The sequence below is a fragment of the Lachnospira multipara LB2003 genome (genome assembly GCF_000702205.1).
Lineage (GTDB): Bacteria > Bacillota > Clostridia > Lachnospirales > Lachnospiraceae > Lachnospira > Lachnospira multipara_A.
Map to the genome: position 1 here is coordinate 50914 of NZ_JNKW01000007.1, position 17953 is coordinate 68866.

Here is a 17953-nt window from a genome sequence, read left to right on the forward strand (position 1 = left end):
TGGTCAAATAGGAACCCTTTAGGTTTCCTGTTTGGCCTTTTTAATTTTTGGTTGTAATACAACTTGACGAATGTGGTTAGACAACTATAATATATAATTAAAAAATAATTAGCTTTGACCTTAAATAATGAGGATAGTTTAAGGGATATGCTTTTATTTTTAAATAGGAAAATGAGGTAAAGAATATGGCTTATAATATTACGTTAATACCAGGTGATGGTATTGGTCCAGAAATTGTTGCAGAAGCAGTTAAAGTATTAGATAAGGTGGCTGATAAATTTAATCATAGCTTTTTATTTACTAAGATTTTAATGGGTGGCTGTTCAATTGATGAATACGGAGTTCCACTTACTGATGAAGCAATTGAAATTGCTAAAAACAGTGATGCAGTATTACTTGGAGCTGTAGGCGGCAATGTGGGAAATTCAAGATGGTATGATGTGGCACCAAATTTAAGACCAGAGGCAGGACTTTTAAAGATAAGAAAGGAATTACAACTTTTTGCAAATTTAAGACCTGCTTACCTTTATAAGGAATTACAAAAAGCTTGCCCATTAAAGGAAGAAATAATTGGCGATGGCTTTGATATGGTAATTGTAAGAGAACTTACAGGTGGTCTTTATTTTGGTGAGAGAGAAACTAAGAAAGTTAATGGTGTAGAAACAGCTATAGATACACTTTCATATAATGAGAACGAAATTAGAAGAATCGCAATTAAGGCTTTTGAAATTGCCATGAAGAGAAGAAAGAAGGTAACTTTAGTTGATAAGGCTAATGTTCTAGATTCTTCTAGACTTTGGAGAAAGGTAGTAGCAGAGGTTAGTAAGGAATATAGCGAAGTTGAGCTAGTTTATATGTTAGTTGATAATTGTGCAATGCAGTTAGTAATGAATCCAGCGCAGTTTGATGTTATTTTAACTGAGAATATGTTTGGAGACATTCTATCAGACGAGGCAAGTATGATTACAGGCTCAATTGGAATGTTATCTTCTGCATCCCTTGGTAAATCAAAGCTTGGTTTATACGAGCCAAGTCATGGTTCAGCTCCAGATATTGCAGGACAAAACAAAGCTAATCCAATTGCAACTATTCTTTCAGCAGCTATGTTACTAAGATATAGCCTTAATTTAACTAAGGAAGCTGATGCAATTGAGGAGGCTGTAGCAAAAGTATTATCAGAGGGCTATAGAACTGTTGATATTGCAGATAGTGATTGTGAAAAAATTGTTGGAACTAAGGAAATGGGTAGCTTAATAGCAGATAGAATTTAATAAAAGTAAAAGGAGAAGAGTTTATGAAGAGTGATAATGTAAAAAAGGGAATGCAACAGGCACCACACAGATCTTTATTTAATGCATTAGGATTTACAGAAGAGGAGATGGAAAAGCCATTAGTTGGTATTGTAAGTTCCTATAATGAAATTGTTCCAGGTCATATGAATCTAGATAAGATTGTTAATGCTGTAAAACTTGGAGTAGCAGAAGCTGGTGGTGTACCAGTGGTTTTTCCTGCAATAGCTGTATGTGACGGTATTGCAATGGGACATATTGGTATGAAGTATTCCTTAGTAACAAGGGATTTAATAGCTGATTCCACAGAGGCAATGGCTCTTGCACATCAGTTTGATGCATTGGTTATGGTGCCAAACTGTGATAAGAATGTTCCTGGTTTACTTATGGCAGCAGCTAGAGTTAATGTACCAACTGTTTTTGTATCAGGTGGTCCAATGCTTGCAGGTCGTGTAAAGGGACACAAGACAAGTCTTTCATCTATGTTTGAGGCAGTTGGCGCTTGTGCAGCTGGTAAGATGAGTGAAGAGGATGTAAAGGAATATGAGCATAAGGCATGTCCTACATGTGGCTCTTGTTCAGGTATGTATACAGCTAATTCAATGAACTGTTTAACAGAAGTACTTGGTATGGGACTTGGTGGAAATGGAACAATACCGGCTGTTTATTCTGAGAGAATTAAGCTTGCTAAGCATGCAGGTATGGCAGTTATGGAAATGTATAGAAAGAATATTCGTCCAAGAGATATTATGACAAAGGAAGCAATTATGAATGCTTTAACAGTTGATATGGCCCTTGGATGCTCTACAAATTCAATGCTTCATTTACCAGCAATTGCTCATGAAGTAGGCTTTGATTTTGATATTAAATTTGCTAATCCAATTTCAGAAAAAACACCTAATCTTTGTCATCTTGCACCAGCAGGTCCAACATATATGGAGGATTTAAATGAGGCAGGCGGTGTTTATGCAGTAATGAAGGAACTTGATAAGCTTGGCCTTATTAATAAGGATTGTATGACAGTTACAGGCAAGACAGTAGGAGAGAATATAGCATCAGCTAAAAATCTTAATCCTGAAGTTATTAGACCTGTGGAAAATCCATATTCTAAGACAGGTGGTCTTGCAGTTCTTTCAGGAAATTTAGCTCCAGATGGTTCAGTTGTTAAGCGTTCAGCTGTAGTTGATGAAATGCTTGTACATGAAGGACCAGCAAGAGTATTTGATTGTGAGGATGATGCAATTGTTGCAATTAAGGGCGGAGAAATTAAGCCAGGTGATGTGGTTGTTATTAGATATGAAGGTCCAAAGGGAGGCCCAGGTATGAGAGAGATGCTTAACCCAACATCTGCAATTGCAGGTATGGGACTTGGCTCATCAGTTGCTTTAATTACAGATGGTAGATTCTCAGGTGCAAGCCGTGGTGCATCAATTGGTCATGTATCACCAGAGGCTGCTGTGGGTGGACCTATAGCATTAGTAGAAGAAGGAGATATTATTTCTATTGATATTCCAAATCTAAGCCTTAATCTAAAGGTTTCTGATGAAGAATTAGAAAAGAGAAAGAAGGCTTGGACTCCAAGAGAACCAAAGGTTACTACAGGATACCTAAAAAGATATGCATCAATGGTTACATCAGGTAATAGAGGTGCAATTCTAGAAGTTAAATAGTGATAAATTGATATTTGGACTTTATTTATTTTCAAAAAAGTTATAAACTAAACATTAAGTTGCACTAACGCGTCAACTTATTGATGTGATAAATAGTAACTTTAAGACACATTTACAAAAGCTTTACGAGATGGACTATAAAGATAGTGGCTTTTCTTTATATCCATAAAAATAAAAAGCAAATTGGAGAGAAGGATTATGAAAATTAATGGTTCAGAAATTATTGTGGAATGTTTAAAAGAACAGGGCGTTGATACTGTTTTTGGATATCCAGGAGGAGCTATCCTTAATGTATATGATGCCCTTTATAAGCATTCAGATGAGATTACTCATGTACTTACAAGTCATGAGCAGGGAGCTGCTCATGCAGCTGATGGATATGCTAGGGCAACAGGTAAGGTTGGTGTATGTTTTGCAACATCTGGCCCTGGCGCTACAAATTTAGTAACAGGTATTGCAACAGCATATATGGATTCTATTCCTGTTGTTGCTATTACATGTAATGTTACAGTACCTCTTCTTGGAAAGGATTCATTCCAGGAGGTTGATATTGCAGGTGTGGCTATGCCAATTACTAAGCACAGCTACATTGTAAAGGATGTTAAAAAATTAGCAGATACTATAAGAGATGCTTTTAGAATTGCTAAGGAAGGCAGACCAGGTCCTGTACTTGTAGATGTTACAAAGGATGTAACAGCTAATGTATGTGATTATGTTAAGAAAGAAATAATGCCTATTAAGAGAAAAGTTACAGATTTAAAAGATGAGGATATTTTAAAGGCTGTAGATATGATTAAAGCATCTAAAAAACCATTCCTTTATGTAGGTGGTGGTGTTATTTTATCAGATGCATCTAATGAGCTTCGTGAATTTGCTAATTTAGTAGATGCACCAGTTTGTGATTCTTTAATGGGTAAGGGTGCTTTTTCAGGTCATGATAGTAAATATACAGGTATGATAGGTATGCATGGTACAAAGACATCTAATTTTGGCGTATCAGAATGTGATTTACTTATTGCAATAGGCGCAAGATTCTCTGATAGAGTAACAGGTAATGCTAAGAAGTTTGCCCGTCACGCTAAGATTTTGCATATTGATGTGGATCCAGCTGAAATCAATAAAAACATTCATAGCGATGCTTCTATTATTGGGGATGCTAAGGAAGTACTTACTAGACTTAATAAAGAATTAACACAGCAAAATCATAAAGAGTGGATTGATCATATAAGTGAGTATGCTTCTAAATATCCATTAAGATTTAATAAGGATACATTAAATGGCCCTAATATTATGGAACATATTGATGAAATAACTAAGGGCAAAGCAATTATAGCAACAGATGTTGGACAGCATCAGATGTGGGCAGCACAACATTATAAATTTACAAACCCACGTACACTTCTTACATCAGGTGGTCTTGGAACAATGGGATATGGTCTTGGTGCAGCAATTGGTGCTAAGGTTGGTAGAAGAGATAAGGTTGTTATTAATATTGCAGGTGATGGTTGCTTTAGAATGAATATGAATGAACTTGCAACAGCAACTAGATATAATATCCCGGTTATTGAAATTATCTTTAATAATCAGGTACTTGGTATGGTTAGACAGTGGCAAGATCTTTTTTATGGCAAGAGATATTCAGCTACAGTTCTTGATGACCAGGTTGATTTTGTTAAGGTTTCAGAAGGGCTAGGTGCTCACGCTGTAAGAGTTACTACAATTGAAGAATTTGATAATGCCCTAAAGGAAAGTTTAAGTCTTAATATACCTTGCGTAATTGAATGTATGATTGGCAAGGATGATAAGGTATTCCCTATGGTTTCACCAGGTGCCGCTATTTCTGATGCATTTGATAGAGAGGATCTTAATAAAAGAGAAAAGCAGGCTTAAATAACTAATAATTGCTAAGGCATTTATTTAGATTTTAATAGTTGTATTTACGTTTGTAAGTACAACTATTAAACTACCCCCTTGTATTAATGAGGATAAATAAAGGGGGTTCTAATTATCCTAATTTCTCTAACCGCAAATTGAGAATATGGCTACTTTAGGATAATTAAATAACTATGTAGGAGGAAGCGAAAGTGGCAAGAGTTTATAACTTTAGTGCAGGTCCAGCTGTTTTACCTGAGGAAGTATTAAAAGAAGCAGCAGATGAAATGATGGATTATAAGGGCAGCGGTCAGTCTGTTATGGAGATGAGTCATAGATCAAAAGTTTATGATGAAATCATTAAAGAGGCAGAAAAAGACTTAAGAGATCTTCTTGAAATCCCAGATAATTACAAAGTATTATTTCTTCAGGGTGGTGCTTCACAGTTTTTTGCTGAAGTTCCAATGAACTTAATGAAGAATAAGAAGGCTGGATATATTATTACAGGTCAGTGGGCTAAGAAAGCATTTGCAGAAGCTAAGATTTATGGAGAGGCTGTAGAACTTGCTTCTTCTGCTGATAAGACATTTACATATATTCCAGATTGTTCTGATTTAGCTATAACAGATGATATGGATTATGTATATATTTGCGAGAATAATACAATTTATGGTACTAAATATAAGACATTACCAAATACAAAGGGTAAGATATTAGTAAGTGATGTATCATCATGTTTCTTATCAGAACCTATGGATGTTACAAAATATGGTGTAGTCTATGGCGGCGTTCAAAAAAATATTGGACCTGCTGGTGTTGTAATTGCAATTATTAGAGAAGATTTAATTACAGACGATGTATTGCCAGGTACACCAACAATGCTTAAGTGGAAGACACAAAGCGATAATGATTCCCTTTATAATACACCTCCTTGTTATAACATCTATATTTGTGGCAAGGTATTTAAGTGGATTAAGAAAATGGGCGGCTTAAAGGCTATGAAGGAACATAATGAGAAGAAGGCTAAGATCCTTTATGATTTCCTAGATGAATCTAAGATGTTTAAGGGAACAGTTCGTAAAGAAGACAGATCTTTAATGAACGTGCCTTTCATAACAGGCGATGACGATCTTAATGCTAAATTTATAAGTGAAGCTAGTAAGGCTGGTTTTGTTAACTTAAAAGGACACAGAACAGTTGGCGGTATGAGAGCATCTATTTATAATGCTATGCCAATTGAAGGCGTAGAAAAATTAGTAGAATTTATGAGAAAATTCGAAAAAGAAAATGCATAAAATTATAAATGGATAATATAAATTTTGGTATAGGGAGAGTAAAGATGATTAATGTACATTGTTTAAATAATATTGCAAGCTGCGGTCTTAATTTATTTGGAGCAGATTATAATACTGAGAGCTCATATGAAGATGCAGAGGCTGTATTAGTTCGTTCTGCTAAGATGCATGATTTAGATTTATCTAATAATTTAGTTGCAATTGCAAGAGCAGGTGCAGGTGTTAATAATATTCCACTTGAAAAGTGTGCAGCAAATGGTGTGGTTGTATTTAATACACCAGGTGCTAATGCCAATGCAGTAAAGGAACAAGTTTTAGCTTGCCTTTTACTTGCATCTCGTGATTTAATTGGTGGAAATAAGTGGGTAGCTGATAATAAGGCAGATTCTGATATTGCTAAGACTACTGAAAAAGCTAAGAAGGCTTTTGCTGGTGGAGAAATTGCAGGAAAGAAGCTTGGTGTTATTGGTCTTGGTGCTATTGGTCAGTTAGTTGCTAATGCAGCAATTAGCCTTGGTATGGAAGTTTATGGTTATGATCCATACTTATCAGTGGCAGCAGCTCTTAATCTTTCTAGAGAAGTTAAGCCAGTTTATAATGTTGAGGATATTTATAAGGAATGTAATTATATTACAGTTCATGTTCCAGCACTAGATCAGACAAAGGGAATGATAGGTAAAGATGCCTTTGAACTTATGCAGGATGGAACAGTTATTATTAACTGTGCTAGAGATGTATTAGTTGATGAGAGTGTAATTGGTAAATATCTAGAGTCAGGCAGGGTTAAGTGCTATGTTTCAGATTTCCCAAATCCAACAACTGCTAATTTAGATGGAGTTTTATGCTTCCCACATCTTGGTGCTTCAACAGCAGAGGCAGAAGATAATTGTGCAATTATGGCAGTTAATGAAATTAAGGACTACATCGAGAATGGTAATATTAGAAATTCAGTAAATTATCCTGCTTGTGACCTTGGCATTTGTCAGACAGCAGCTAGAGTTTCAGTTTGCCATAAAAATGTTCCAGCTGTTATTTCTAAGATAACAAATGTAATGGGTGAGGCTAATGTAAATATTGAATCTATGGCAAATGCATCTAGAGGTGAATATGCATATTCATTACTTGATCTTGATAAGACTATAGAAGATAGCGTAATTACTGAACTTGCAACTATTGAAGGTGTTATAAAGGTTAGAGTTGTAAAGTAAAAATATAAGTGTTATAATCCCATGAGGTATTGGAGACTAGCCAATACCTCATTTTTATTTTGGTAATTTAAGGAGTTTGTATGAATAATAAAGTAAACTCTACAGTTAAAGATATGACAACTGGAAATATATGGAAACAGCTTATTGTTTTTATGATACCTCTTTTAGTAGGTAATATTTTTCAGCAATTTTACAATACAATTGATAGTGTGGTTGTTGGTAATTACGTTGGTAAGGATGCCCTAGCTGCTGTTACAAGTACATCACCGATTTCTATTATGTTAGTTGGCTTTTTTATGGGTATGTCAACAGGTGCTGGAGTTGTGGTTTCTCAGTACTTTGGAGCCAAGGATACTAAATCTCTTAGACGAAGTGTTCATACAGCGATTATGCTTACGATAATTCTTGGAATTCTATTTATGATTATTGGTTATTTAATAACACCAGTAATGTTAAGATTCATGGATACACCTAATTCAGTTATGAATGATGCAGATAAATATTTAAAGACATATTTTCTAGGTATTCTTGGACTTATGCTTTATAATATGGCATCAGGAATATTAAGAGCTGTGGGGGATTCTAAGACACCTCTTTATGTTCTTATTTTTAGTTCAGTAATGAATATAATCTTAGATTTATTATTTGTTATTGTATTCAAATTAGGGGTATTTGGCGTAGCTCTTGCAACAATTATTGCCCAGTTCCTTTCTAGCTTTGTTGTCCTTTTTATTCTATTTAGAAGTAAGGATGTATATAGCCTTAGAATTAGAGAATTGTGTATAGATTTTGATATCTTGAAAAAAATAGTAAAGATTGGTTTCCCTGCTGGTATTCAAACAGCAATTGTGTCATTTTCTAATGTATTTGTTCAATCATATATTAATCACTTTGGTGCAGACGCAGCTGCGGCTTGGGGTGTATATACTAGAATTGATGCCTTTGCAATACTACCTCTACAAAGTATGGGACTTTCAATTACAACTTATGTTGGACAAAATGCCGGTGCTAATAAGAAAAAGAGAATTAATGATGGAATTAAGATAGCCCTAGTTATAGCAGTGGTAATCACAACAATTATTTGTGCGCCATTAGTTATATTTGCTCCAACTATAGCAAGCTTATTTAACAAAGAAGCACTAGTAATAGCTTATGCCACAACATTTATAAGAGTTAATGAATTTTTTGATATAGTAGCATGTACTAATCAGATTCATGCTGGTGCTCTTAGAGGCGTGGGTAATGCCATTGTACCATCAATTGTTATGATATTTAGCTTTGTAGTATTTAGACAGATCTATTTAAAAATAGTTTCTATGCTTACAAGTTCTATTATTCCTATTGCATGGGGTTATCCTGCAGGTTGGATTTGTTGTAGCATAATTCTATTTATCTATTTTAAGAGGCATAAAATAGCATAAACTAATAAATAAAAATCTATAAAAATTTTAAGAGATAGGAATTGGTAAATATCCATTTTCTATCTCTTTTTATCTTTAAATTTGGGAAACTTCATATATACGTATAAAATAAAAAATCGTAATTAACTTACATTTTCAATACATAAAGAATAAATTAAATTGTAATAAAAAGACATCAATGTTACAATAATAAACGAGGAAAATGATTTTTAAATGTCTAAAAAAGACATAAAACAATTACAATTTGGAGGATTTGTATGGCAAATATTAGACCATTTCAGTGTTTAAGACCTAATGATGAGATAGCTAATAAATTTGCAGCACTACCCTATGATGTTTACAATAGGGAGGAAGCAAGATTAGAGGTTATGAATAACCCTCAGTCTTTTTTAAAAATAGATAGGGCAGAAACTACATTAGCAGCTGATGTGGATATTTATTCGGATGAGGTTTATGCACAGGCAAAAAAGCTTTTTGATGAGGCAGTTAGTGATAAAACACTATTTTTAGATAAGGATAGATCCTTTTATATCTATGAACTTACAATGGATAATAGAACTCAGACAGGTATTGTTGCTACAGCGTCAATTGATGATTATTTAGCTAATGTTATAAAAAAGCATGAGAACACAAGACAGGATAAACAGCTTGATAGAATTAAACATGTTGATAGCTTATCAGCACAGACTGGTCCTATTTTCTTGGCATATCGCTCTAATGATATTATTAATAGGGAAGTTAATAGGGCTAAGAAGGAATGTCCAATTTATTCATTTACATCAGATGATAAAATAAGACATCAAGTATGGAAAATTTCTAATAAGGAAAGTGTAAGAATAATAGAGAATGAATTTGCTAAGATAGATTCTATTTATATTGCAGATGGACATCATAGAGCTGCATCTGCTGTAAGTGTTGGTCTAAAAAGAAGGGAAGAAAATCCATCATATAATGGCGATGAGAAATTTAATTTTTTCCTTTCTGTATTATTTCCTGATGAAGAATTAATGATTTTAGATTACAATAGAGTAGTTAGAGATTTAAATGGATTAAGTTCTGATGAATTTTTACAAAAAATAGAGGAACAAGGATTTATTATTAGTCCATGTGAAAGTGCTAAAAGACCTGATAAAAAGGGGACTTTTGGCATGTATTTAGATAATAAGTGGTATATACTTACAGCTAAGGATAGTATTAAATCTAGTGATGTGGTTGATGGCTTAGATGTCTCTATTTTACAAAACAATATTTTAGGACCTATATTAAATATAACTGATCCAAAGACGGATAAAAGAATTGATTTTGTAGGTGGAATTAGGGGTATTAAGGAGCTTGAAAGAAAATGCAGTAAAGATTTTTGCCTTGCTTTTTTAATGTATCCAACATCAATAAATGAATTATTTATGGTTGCTGATGCTAATAAACTTATGCCACCTAAATCAACTTGGTTTGAGCCTAAGCTACGCTCAGGTTTATTTATACATAAAATATAAAAGAGGTAACAAAATGATACATGAAACACTAGAAATTGCCATTGATTATAATAGTTTAGGAATTAAACATGACAAATCAAGGGCTACAATTACAACATATATAAAGGATTCATATCCAAATGATCAGGATAAATTTAATCGTCCATTGATTGTGATTTTTCCTGGTGGAGGATACCATCACACATCTGTAAGAGAGGCAGAGCCTATTGCTCTTAAGATGTTAGATTATGGTTTTAATGCTGTTATAGTAAGATACAGTCTTATGCCAAATACCTATCCTTGTCAGCTCTATGAGGCTGCTTATGCTATGCATTATGTAAGAACTAATGCAAGTAAATGGGATGTGAACCCGGATAATATTGTAATTGCAGGTTTTTCTGCTGGTGGACATGTAGCAGGCTTACTTGCTACTAAATGGAACAGTAAGGAAGTTAAGCCTATTCTTAATATGTTAAAGTGCGATAATGAATTTATTAAACCTAATAAGTTGATGCTTGGATATCCTGTAATTAGTTCGGGAGAATTTGCCCACAGGGCATCCTTTGAAAGACTTATTTATGGCGGCACTAAAAATGAATTGGAGGGTCAAAAACTTGTGGGAATTGCAGGTCAGGATGGAGATTTAACTGGCGGAATGGTAAGTGGAGATAGAGACTACCTCTACGAAGAATTGTCTCTTGAAAAATGCGTAACAAGTGATACTCCAAAGACTTTTATGTGGCATACAGTTACAGATGCTTCTGTACCAGTTAATAATTCACTTTTATTTGCACAGGCTTTATTAGCTAATAATATTCCATTTGAATATCATGTATTTCCAAAGGGAAGTCATGGCTTAGCACTTGGAACTAAAGAAACTGCATCTAAGAATTTAGGTCATTACGAACCAAGAGTTTCTATATGGACTGATATGTTTAAGGATTTTGTTATGGACTAATTATTTAGTCAAAAAGGGGAGGAAGAAATATGAATAAGAAGTTGTACAATGTTATGAATTGGCCAGAAATTGAAGGAATTGTTTATGCGGATTGTAAAAATCCCATGAATATGCTTGGTAGCCATTTAATTAAAGAAGGAAATTTAATACAGATTTATAGACCTGATGCCGTAAGCGTGTCTATAAAGGTTGATACTAAGACTTATGAACTAGAAAAAGTGGATGAATCAGGCTTTTTTGCATGTTTAGTTCCTTCAAGAAAAAAGAAGCTAGATTATTTAGTTACTTTAGAAGATGTTAAGGGCAAAACAATAACTTTTAAGGATGCTTATTCTTTTGATTTAAAGCCAAAGAATGATGAATTTAAGAACTTTTTTGCAGGACATGAATATGATGCTAATAAAATCTTTGGCAGTAAGGAAATTAGCATTGATGGAGTTAGTGGAACACTTTTTACAATTTGGGCGCCACAGGTTTCACGAGTAAGTGTTGTGGGAGATTTTAATAAGTGGAATGGAAAAATCCATCAAATGGAAGAAATCGATGATAGGGGCATATATAGACTTTTTATTCCAGGAGTTTGTAAAGGTGATAAATATCTTTATGAATTAAAGGTAAGGGGCGAGAAGGAATACTATAAAATTGATCCTTATGCAACAGAATTCACTAAGGGTAAGGAAAATTATAGTGTTGTTGGAAGTCCATTAAAAAAGACAGCCAAGAAATTAAAAACAAAGCAAACTACATCACCACGAATTTATGAATTAAATTTACTTGAATGGAGCAAGAAAAGTGGGATTAAGACATATGCAAAACTTGCAGAAGATATAGCCAATTATCTTAGTAAGCTAGGATTTGATTATGTAAATCTTATGCCTGTAGCAGAGTATTTTAATGAGGATACTTATGGCTATACAACAATAGGTATGTTTGCTCCAACAAAGAGATTTGGCAATCCAGATGATTTTGTGGAATTTATTGACATTTTGCATAGTAAAAATATAGGTGTAATTATTGATTTTAACTGCGCATACTTTGGCACAGATACTAGAGGACTTCATAATTTTAATAAGACTAATTTATATGGTGGTCTATCACCAATCCTAGAAAAAAATGAAACATGGAATGTCTATACTTATGATTATTACAACAATTGCGTATTGTCATTCCTTTATAGTAGCTTTAATTATTGGATAAGTAATTTTGGCATTGATGGTATTAGAATAGATAGTCTTGCATCTATGCTTTATTTAGATTACGGTAAGGAGCCGGGAAGTTGGATTCCTAATATGTATGGTGGTAATGAAAATTTAGCTGCTATAGAATTCATAAAAAATCTAAACAAAATGGCTGCTAAGGAAAATGTAATTACTATTGCTGAAGAATCTAGTGGTTGGATTGGAATTACTAAGGATTTTGACGGGGATAATCTAGGTTTTGACTATGTCTTAAATAAGAATTGGACTAACGATTATCTTGAATTTATGGAGCAGGATCCATTATTTAGAAAAGGCCTTTATGACAATCTTATTTTGCCAATGGTTTATAACTACAATGAGAGATTTATACAAAAATTTAGTGCCGATGATTTATATGGCACGGGAGTTTCTCTTTACGCACTTGCAGCAGGAAATGATGCAGTTAAGAAAAAGTCGGATGTAAGACTTGCCCTTGCATATTTATATTTATATCCAGGAGCTAAGATGATTACCTTTGGTCAGGAACTAGGACTTGATTTAACTAATCCGGCCCTTAAATGGGATGCTAGTGATGAGGATATAGCCTTTATTAAGGACTTAAATCATTTTATTACAAGTAATAGTGAAGTTTTTGATCAAGACACAAAGGAAGATGGCTTTAGATGGGTGGAGGATTGCAATAGCGAAGAGACAATTCTTGGCTTTGCACGAATTGGAAAAAATGGACAGACATTAACTGCAGTGTTTAATTTTACACCTGTTGAAAGAGTTAAATATCGCCTACATGTATTAGAAGCTGGAAAATATAGCATGATTTTTAATACTAATGAAGAAAAATATGGTGGAGATGAGAAGCTAACTAAGGAAATTTTTAAATCAGATAAAAATGATGAAAATCCAAAGGAATTAGACTATATAGATATTGATATACCAGGGCTTTCTATGTTAGTCTTTAGCTGTGAAAAATATACAGAAAGAGAAATTGAAGAGAACAGAATTTTAAAAGAAGCAGCAGTTGCTAAGAAAAATGCAGAAGATAAGGTAAAGGTAGCTAAGGAACTTGCAACAAAGGCTAAAGAAGAAGCTATAGCAGCCCTTGAGGCACAAAAAAGGGCAGAGGAAGCTGCAAGATTAGCTCTTGAAGCTAAGAATGAAGCACAAAAAAAGGCGGATGATGCAGTGCGTGAAGCTATTAGAATTGATGAAGAAACAAAAGTATTACTAGAAGAATTAAAAAACAAGGTATTTAAAAAAGATACTAAAAAAGCAACTAGAAAATAAGAAGGAAGTAAGAAATGTTAGAAGTATTAAATGAGACATCAGTAAATGATGCAACAGTGCAAGTCTCGAATTTTTTTTCTAAAAACAATTTAATGTCGCATTTAAATGATTTTGGAAATTGGGCAGTAAGTGCAGTTGCAACTATTATTCTTGCCTTAGTTATTTGGCTAATTGGTAAAAAGGTTATTAAGACAGTAATTAAGATTTTAAGAAGAATGCTTGATAGGGGTAAGCTTGATGAAGGAGTTAAGACCTTTACTCTATCTGCAACAAGAGTGTTATTATACATTTTCCTATTTATTATTGTTGTTGATACCTTAGGCTTTCAGACAACATCCCTAATAACACTTTTTGGTACTGGTGCCCTTGCTATTGGTATGTCATTACAGGGCAGTTTATCAAATTTTGCAGGAGGAATCTTAATTCTTATATTTAAGCCTTTTGTAATTGGAGATTATATTGTGGTTGGAACTAATGAAGGTAGCGTTGTCTCTATTGGTATACTTTATACTAAGTTAAGAACAGTAGATAATAAGGTTATTATGCTTCCAAATGGTACACTAAGTAATTCTAATATTACTAATGTGGGAGCTGAGAATTATAGACGACTTGATATTGAAATTGGTATTTCTTATGAGGCAGATATTAAGGATGCTAAGAGAGTTTTATCAGAAATTATTGATAAGAAGAAATCAATTCTTAAAATACCTGGTAAGGAAGCAAGAGTAGTTGTAAAGAGTTTAGATGATTCTTGCGTTACACTTGAGACAAGAACATGGTTAAAAACAGAAGATTATTGGGATACAAGATTTGAATTGCTTGAAGAATTCAAAGAAGGCCTGGATAAAAATGGTATTAGTATTCCATTTAATCAGATGGATGTTCATTTAATAAGTGAATAGGCATATTAATAATAGCTTAAAACTAGGATAGTTATTGCAATTAGCAGTAATTATCCTATTTTTTTATACTAGAGAATGAATATTTTTTACAATTTATGCATAAATATTCACAAAATACCTTTACTTTTGCATAATTATGCAGTAATATATGAAATCGTACAATAAAAATTTAGGAGGGCACTAATGAAGGCAAATAAATCAAAACACATTGCTATAACAATAGTCATAATTGCTTTAATTGCAGTGGCAATAACTGTGGGCATTAGACTAACTAATAATGGAAATGCTAAGGTGATTTCATCAATTGATGATATTAGCGGTTCTACTGTTGGTGTTCAGCTTGGTACAACAGCTGATATTTATGTATCTGATGATTTTGAGGGAGACGATGCAGGTACTAAAATTGAAAGATTTAATAAGGGGGCAGATGCTATTCAGGCATTGATTCAGGGAAAGACTGATTTGGTAATGATAGATGAGCAGCCTGCTAAATCCTATATAAGTAAGAATCCTTCACTTGCTATTTTAGATGAGGCATATGCAGAGGAAGAATATGCATTTGCAATTTCTAAATCAAATCACGAATTAACAGAAAAAATTGATGGAGCTCTTTCTGAGTTAAAAGCTGATGGAACAATTAGTTCTATTATTAATAACTATATTGGTTCAGATGAACAAAAAGGACAGACTCCATATTTAAAAAAGGATGTGGAACGTACTAATGGAAAATTAGTTGTAGCAACTAATGCAACATTCCCTCCATATGAATATTATGATAATAGTAATTCAAATGGTATTGTAGGTATTGATATTGATATTATGCAGGCCGTTTGCGATAAATTAGGATATGAGCTTGTGGTAGAAGATATGGAATTTGATTCTATTATTACTTCTATTAGAACAGGTAAGGCAGATGTAGGTGCTGCTGGTATGACAGTAACTGAAGATAGAAAGAAGAATGTGGATTTTACAGATTCTTATACAGAAGCTAAGCAGGTTGTTATTGTTAACACACATAGTGCAAGTAATACACTTTCTTTTGCAGAAAAATTTAAGCAGAACTTTATTGAAGATGGAAGATATAACTACCTTTTAACAGGTCTTAAAAATACATTAATTATTACATTCTTTGCTGTAATAATTGGTATTGTATTTGGTTCTTTAATCGCTATTATAAGAACAACCCATGATAGAAATGGTGGACTTACAATACTTAATTTCCTCGCAAGAGTATATTTAATTGTTATTCGTGGTACACCAACAATGGTACAGTTGCTTATTATTTACTATGTTGTATTTGCATCTGTAAATGTAAATAAGGTATTTGTTGCAATTATAGCCTTTGGTTTAAATTCCGCAGCTTATGTTGCAGAAGTTGTTAGATCAGGTATTATGTCAGTGGATAAGGGACAGTTTGAGGCAGGACGTTCACTTGGTCTTCCATATAACAAAACAATGAGATTGATTATTTTACCACAGGCTCTAAAGAATATTTTACCAGCCCTTGGTAATGAAATGATTACATTACTTAAGGAAACATCTATAAGTGGTTATATTGGACTTATGGATTTAACAAAGGGTAGTGATATTATTAGAAGTGTAACATATGAAGCATTGCTTCCACTTACAGTTGTAGCATTAATCTATCTTTTACTTGTAACAGTATTAACAGCGCTTGTTTCTAAACTCGAAAGGAGCCTAAGAAAAAATGAACGATAATGAAGTATTAATTAAAATCGATAATTTACATAAAACATTTGATAAGCATGAGGTATTAAAGGGAATCTCAACAACTATTAGTAAGGGCGAGGTTATTGCAATAATTGGTCCTTCAGGATGTGGTAAGTCAACATTCCTTCGTTCTCTTAATTTATTAGAAGTTCCAACAAAGGGAACAGTAACATTTGAAGGAAATGATATAACAGCAGCTCACGTAGATATAGACAAGACTAGGGAAAGAATTGGTATGGTTTTCCAGCAGTTTAATTTATTCCCTAATATGACAATTAAGGAAAATATTATGCTAGCTCCTGTTCAACTAGGAAAGATGACAAAGGAAGAAGCATCTATTAAGGCTGATGAATTACTTGAAAGAGTAGGCTTATTAGAAAAGGGGAATAGCTATCCTGCTATGTTATCAGGTGGTCAAAAGCAGCGTATAGCTATAGCTCGTTCTCTTGCTATGAATCCAGATGTTATGCTCTTTGATGAACCAACATCTGCCCTAGATCCAGAAATGGTAGGAGAAGTATTAAGTCTTATGCAGGAACTTGCAGCTGATGGTATGACAATGGTTGTAGTTACTCATGAAATGGGCTTTGCAAGAGAAGTAGCAAATCGAGTATTATTTATTCACGATGGTGTAATTGCTGAAGATGGTACACCAGATGAAATCTTTAATAATCCTAAGTCAGATAGATTAAAGGATTTCTTAAGTAAGGTGCTTTAAAGATAATAGTAAAAGAATAATGAAAAGGTGAAGGAAAGGCGAGTGCTCGCCTTTCTTTTTTTACCCATTGTTTTTAGTATATACATGAAAAATGATTTTAACCGATTAAAGCCAAACTATTGTAATATATAAAAATTATGATAAAATAAATTTATAAATTTTTTTTATAAATAGGAGGGATTTATGAAACTAAAAAGATTTTTTGTAGCGGCGTTATTGACATTGTCAGTTATATTGTCTTCATTAGCATTGGTATATGCAGGGGAGAGTGTTGGAACATATGGATATGCATATCATAACGTAGAAGGAAGAGATGGATTGTATAAATTAAGTACTGGTACAGTAAGAAGAAATGGTGCACAACAATCATCATACAAAATAACAAAGACATATGAGGATGGTGATTTTGAAACAATACTTTCTGGTGTGAAAAATGACGATGTTATGTACACAAGCGGTTATGAATACATAGAAGATTATGTAACGGAACACAAAACATATAAGAATTCTTGCCCAGTGTATAGTATTACATTGTATAAGTAATAGTAATAGATATTATTATGAAATAATAACAAGTGGATATAATAATCCACTTGTTATTAATAAAATCAAAGTAGCAAGAATGGGGAGGATATGTATGACAATTCAAGAGATTGATTTATCACTTGTAGAGTATGTAGAAGTGAGGGGCCATTATCTATATTTTATTAGTGATAATTTTGAACATAAAATTAGGGGTTCATTAAGACAAAATTATGAGATTTTAGAAAACAAGGAATTTTTAAGGGTTAATAAATCTACTATGGTTAATAAAAATCATGTGGAAGATACTAGAAAAAAAAGCAGATATTTATATTTAAAAAGTGGTAAATGTATTGAAATAAGTCGAAGAAAACTAAAGATTATAGATTTAAAAAAGGTAATATAATAGAGGGTG

14 protein-coding genes are annotated in these 17953 nt (G+C 33.2%); all 14 read left to right on the forward strand.

Annotation, left to right across the window (positions count from 1 at the left end; genetic code table 11):
• The first annotated feature begins 185 nt into the window (after positions 1 to 185).
• The 14 genes from leuB (at position 186) to T537_RS0105720 (ending at position 17944) form a co-directional block, all read left to right on the forward strand.
• A complete protein-coding gene (gene leuB, locus T537_RS0105655; RefSeq protein WP_031556671.1) occupies positions 186 to 1271 on the forward strand; it encodes a 3-isopropylmalate dehydrogenase in 1086 nt (361 codons plus the stop codon).
• A gap of 23 nt (positions 1272 to 1294) precedes the next feature.
• On the forward strand, positions 1295 to 2959 hold the full coding sequence (ilvD, locus tag T537_RS0105660) for a dihydroxy-acid dehydratase (RefSeq protein WP_027437802.1): 1665 nt from the start codon (positions 1295 to 1297) through the stop codon (positions 2957 to 2959).
• A gap of 198 nt (positions 2960 to 3157) precedes the next feature.
• The gene (ilvB, locus tag T537_RS0105665; RefSeq protein ID WP_330372592.1) at positions 3158 to 4849 is read left to right on the forward strand and encodes a biosynthetic-type acetolactate synthase large subunit; all 1692 of its coding nucleotides are present in this window, start codon (positions 3158 to 3160) and stop codon (positions 4847 to 4849) included.
• Positions 4850 to 5043: 194 nt separating this feature from the next.
• Entirely contained in the window at positions 5044 to 6126 is a 1083-nt protein-coding gene (gene serC, locus T537_RS0105670) for a 3-phosphoserine/phosphohydroxythreonine transaminase (RefSeq protein WP_027437804.1), read from the forward strand.
• A 44-nt stretch (positions 6127 to 6170) separates the two neighbouring features.
• Complete coding sequence (locus T537_RS0105675; protein ID WP_027437805.1) at positions 6171 to 7334, forward strand: phosphoglycerate dehydrogenase; 1164 nt, start codon at positions 6171 to 6173, stop codon at positions 7332 to 7334.
• An 80-nt stretch (positions 7335 to 7414) separates the two neighbouring features.
• Positions 7415 to 8755 (forward strand): MATE family efflux transporter, encoded by a 1341-nt coding sequence (locus T537_RS0105680; RefSeq protein ID WP_027437806.1) that lies wholly within the window; start codon positions 7415 to 7417, stop codon positions 8753 to 8755.
• A gap of 257 nt (positions 8756 to 9012) precedes the next feature.
• Entirely contained in the window at positions 9013 to 10248 is a 1236-nt protein-coding gene (locus T537_RS0105685; protein WP_031556673.1) for a DUF1015 domain-containing protein, read from the forward strand.
• A gap of 13 nt (positions 10249 to 10261) precedes the next feature.
• The gene (locus T537_RS0105690) at positions 10262 to 11185 is read left to right on the forward strand and encodes an alpha/beta hydrolase (RefSeq protein ID WP_031556674.1); all 924 of its coding nucleotides are present in this window, start codon (positions 10262 to 10264) and stop codon (positions 11183 to 11185) included.
• Positions 11186 to 11214: 29 nt separating this feature from the next.
• Positions 11215 to 13665, forward strand: a complete 2451-nt coding sequence (gene glgB / locus T537_RS12000; RefSeq protein ID WP_034244327.1) for a 1,4-alpha-glucan branching enzyme — start codon at positions 11215 to 11217, stop codon at positions 13663 to 13665.
• Positions 13666 to 13679: 14 nt separating this feature from the next.
• The gene (locus T537_RS0105700; protein WP_051554948.1) at positions 13680 to 14567 is read left to right on the forward strand and encodes a mechanosensitive ion channel family protein; all 888 of its coding nucleotides are present in this window, start codon (positions 13680 to 13682) and stop codon (positions 14565 to 14567) included.
• Positions 14568 to 14750: 183 nt separating this feature from the next.
• Positions 14751 to 16286, forward strand: coding sequence for an ABC transporter substrate-binding protein/permease (locus tag T537_RS0105705; protein WP_027437811.1), 1536 nt, complete (start codon positions 14751 to 14753; stop codon positions 16284 to 16286).
• On the forward strand, positions 16276 to 17016 hold the full coding sequence (locus tag T537_RS0105710) for an amino acid ABC transporter ATP-binding protein (RefSeq protein WP_027437812.1): 741 nt from the start codon (positions 16276 to 16278) through the stop codon (positions 17014 to 17016). Before T537_RS0105705 ends, T537_RS0105710 begins: the two co-directional genes overlap by 11 nt.
• Positions 17017 to 17199: 183 nt before the next feature.
• Positions 17200 to 17559 carry a hypothetical protein gene (locus T537_RS0105715; RefSeq protein ID WP_027437813.1) on the forward strand — a complete coding sequence of 120 codons (360 nt, stop codon included), beginning with the start codon at positions 17200 to 17202 and terminating at the stop codon, positions 17557 to 17559.
• A gap of 94 nt (positions 17560 to 17653) precedes the next feature.
• Positions 17654 to 17944: a LytTR family DNA-binding domain-containing protein gene (locus tag T537_RS0105720; RefSeq protein WP_027437814.1), complete on the forward strand. Its 291-nt coding sequence runs from the start codon at positions 17654 to 17656 to the stop codon at positions 17942 to 17944.
• Positions 17945 to 17953: the final 9 nt, after the last annotated feature.

Coding starts and splice junctions, on each gene's coding strand:
- T537_RS0105690 (WP_031556674.1), top strand. CDS start 10,262: ATGATACATGAAACACTAGAAATTGCCATTGATTATAATAGTTTAGGA.
- ilvD (WP_027437802.1), top strand. CDS start 1,295: ATGAAGAGTGATAATGTAAAAAAGGGAATGCAACAGGCACCACACAGA.
- T537_RS0105710 (WP_027437812.1), top strand. CDS start 16,276: ATGAACGATAATGAAGTATTAATTAAAATCGATAATTTACATAAAACA.
- T537_RS0105680 (WP_027437806.1), top strand. CDS start 7,415: ATGAATAATAAAGTAAACTCTACAGTTAAAGATATGACAACTGGAAAT.
- glgB (WP_034244327.1), top strand. CDS start 11,215: ATGAATAAGAAGTTGTACAATGTTATGAATTGGCCAGAAATTGAAGGA.
- T537_RS0105705 (WP_027437811.1), top strand. CDS start 14,751: ATGAAGGCAAATAAATCAAAACACATTGCTATAACAATAGTCATAATT.
- T537_RS0105720 (WP_027437814.1), top strand. CDS start 17,654: ATGACAATTCAAGAGATTGATTTATCACTTGTAGAGTATGTAGAAGTG.
- T537_RS0105685 (WP_031556673.1), top strand. CDS start 9,013: ATGGCAAATATTAGACCATTTCAGTGTTTAAGACCTAATGATGAGATA.
- leuB (WP_031556671.1), top strand. CDS start 186: ATGGCTTATAATATTACGTTAATACCAGGTGATGGTATTGGTCCAGAA.
- ilvB (WP_330372592.1), top strand. CDS start 3,158: ATGAAAATTAATGGTTCAGAAATTATTGTGGAATGTTTAAAAGAACAG.
- T537_RS0105700 (WP_051554948.1), top strand. CDS start 13,680: ATGTTAGAAGTATTAAATGAGACATCAGTAAATGATGCAACAGTGCAA.
- T537_RS0105715 (WP_027437813.1), top strand. CDS start 17,200: ATGAAACTAAAAAGATTTTTTGTAGCGGCGTTATTGACATTGTCAGTT.
- T537_RS0105675 (WP_027437805.1), top strand. CDS start 6,171: ATGATTAATGTACATTGTTTAAATAATATTGCAAGCTGCGGTCTTAAT.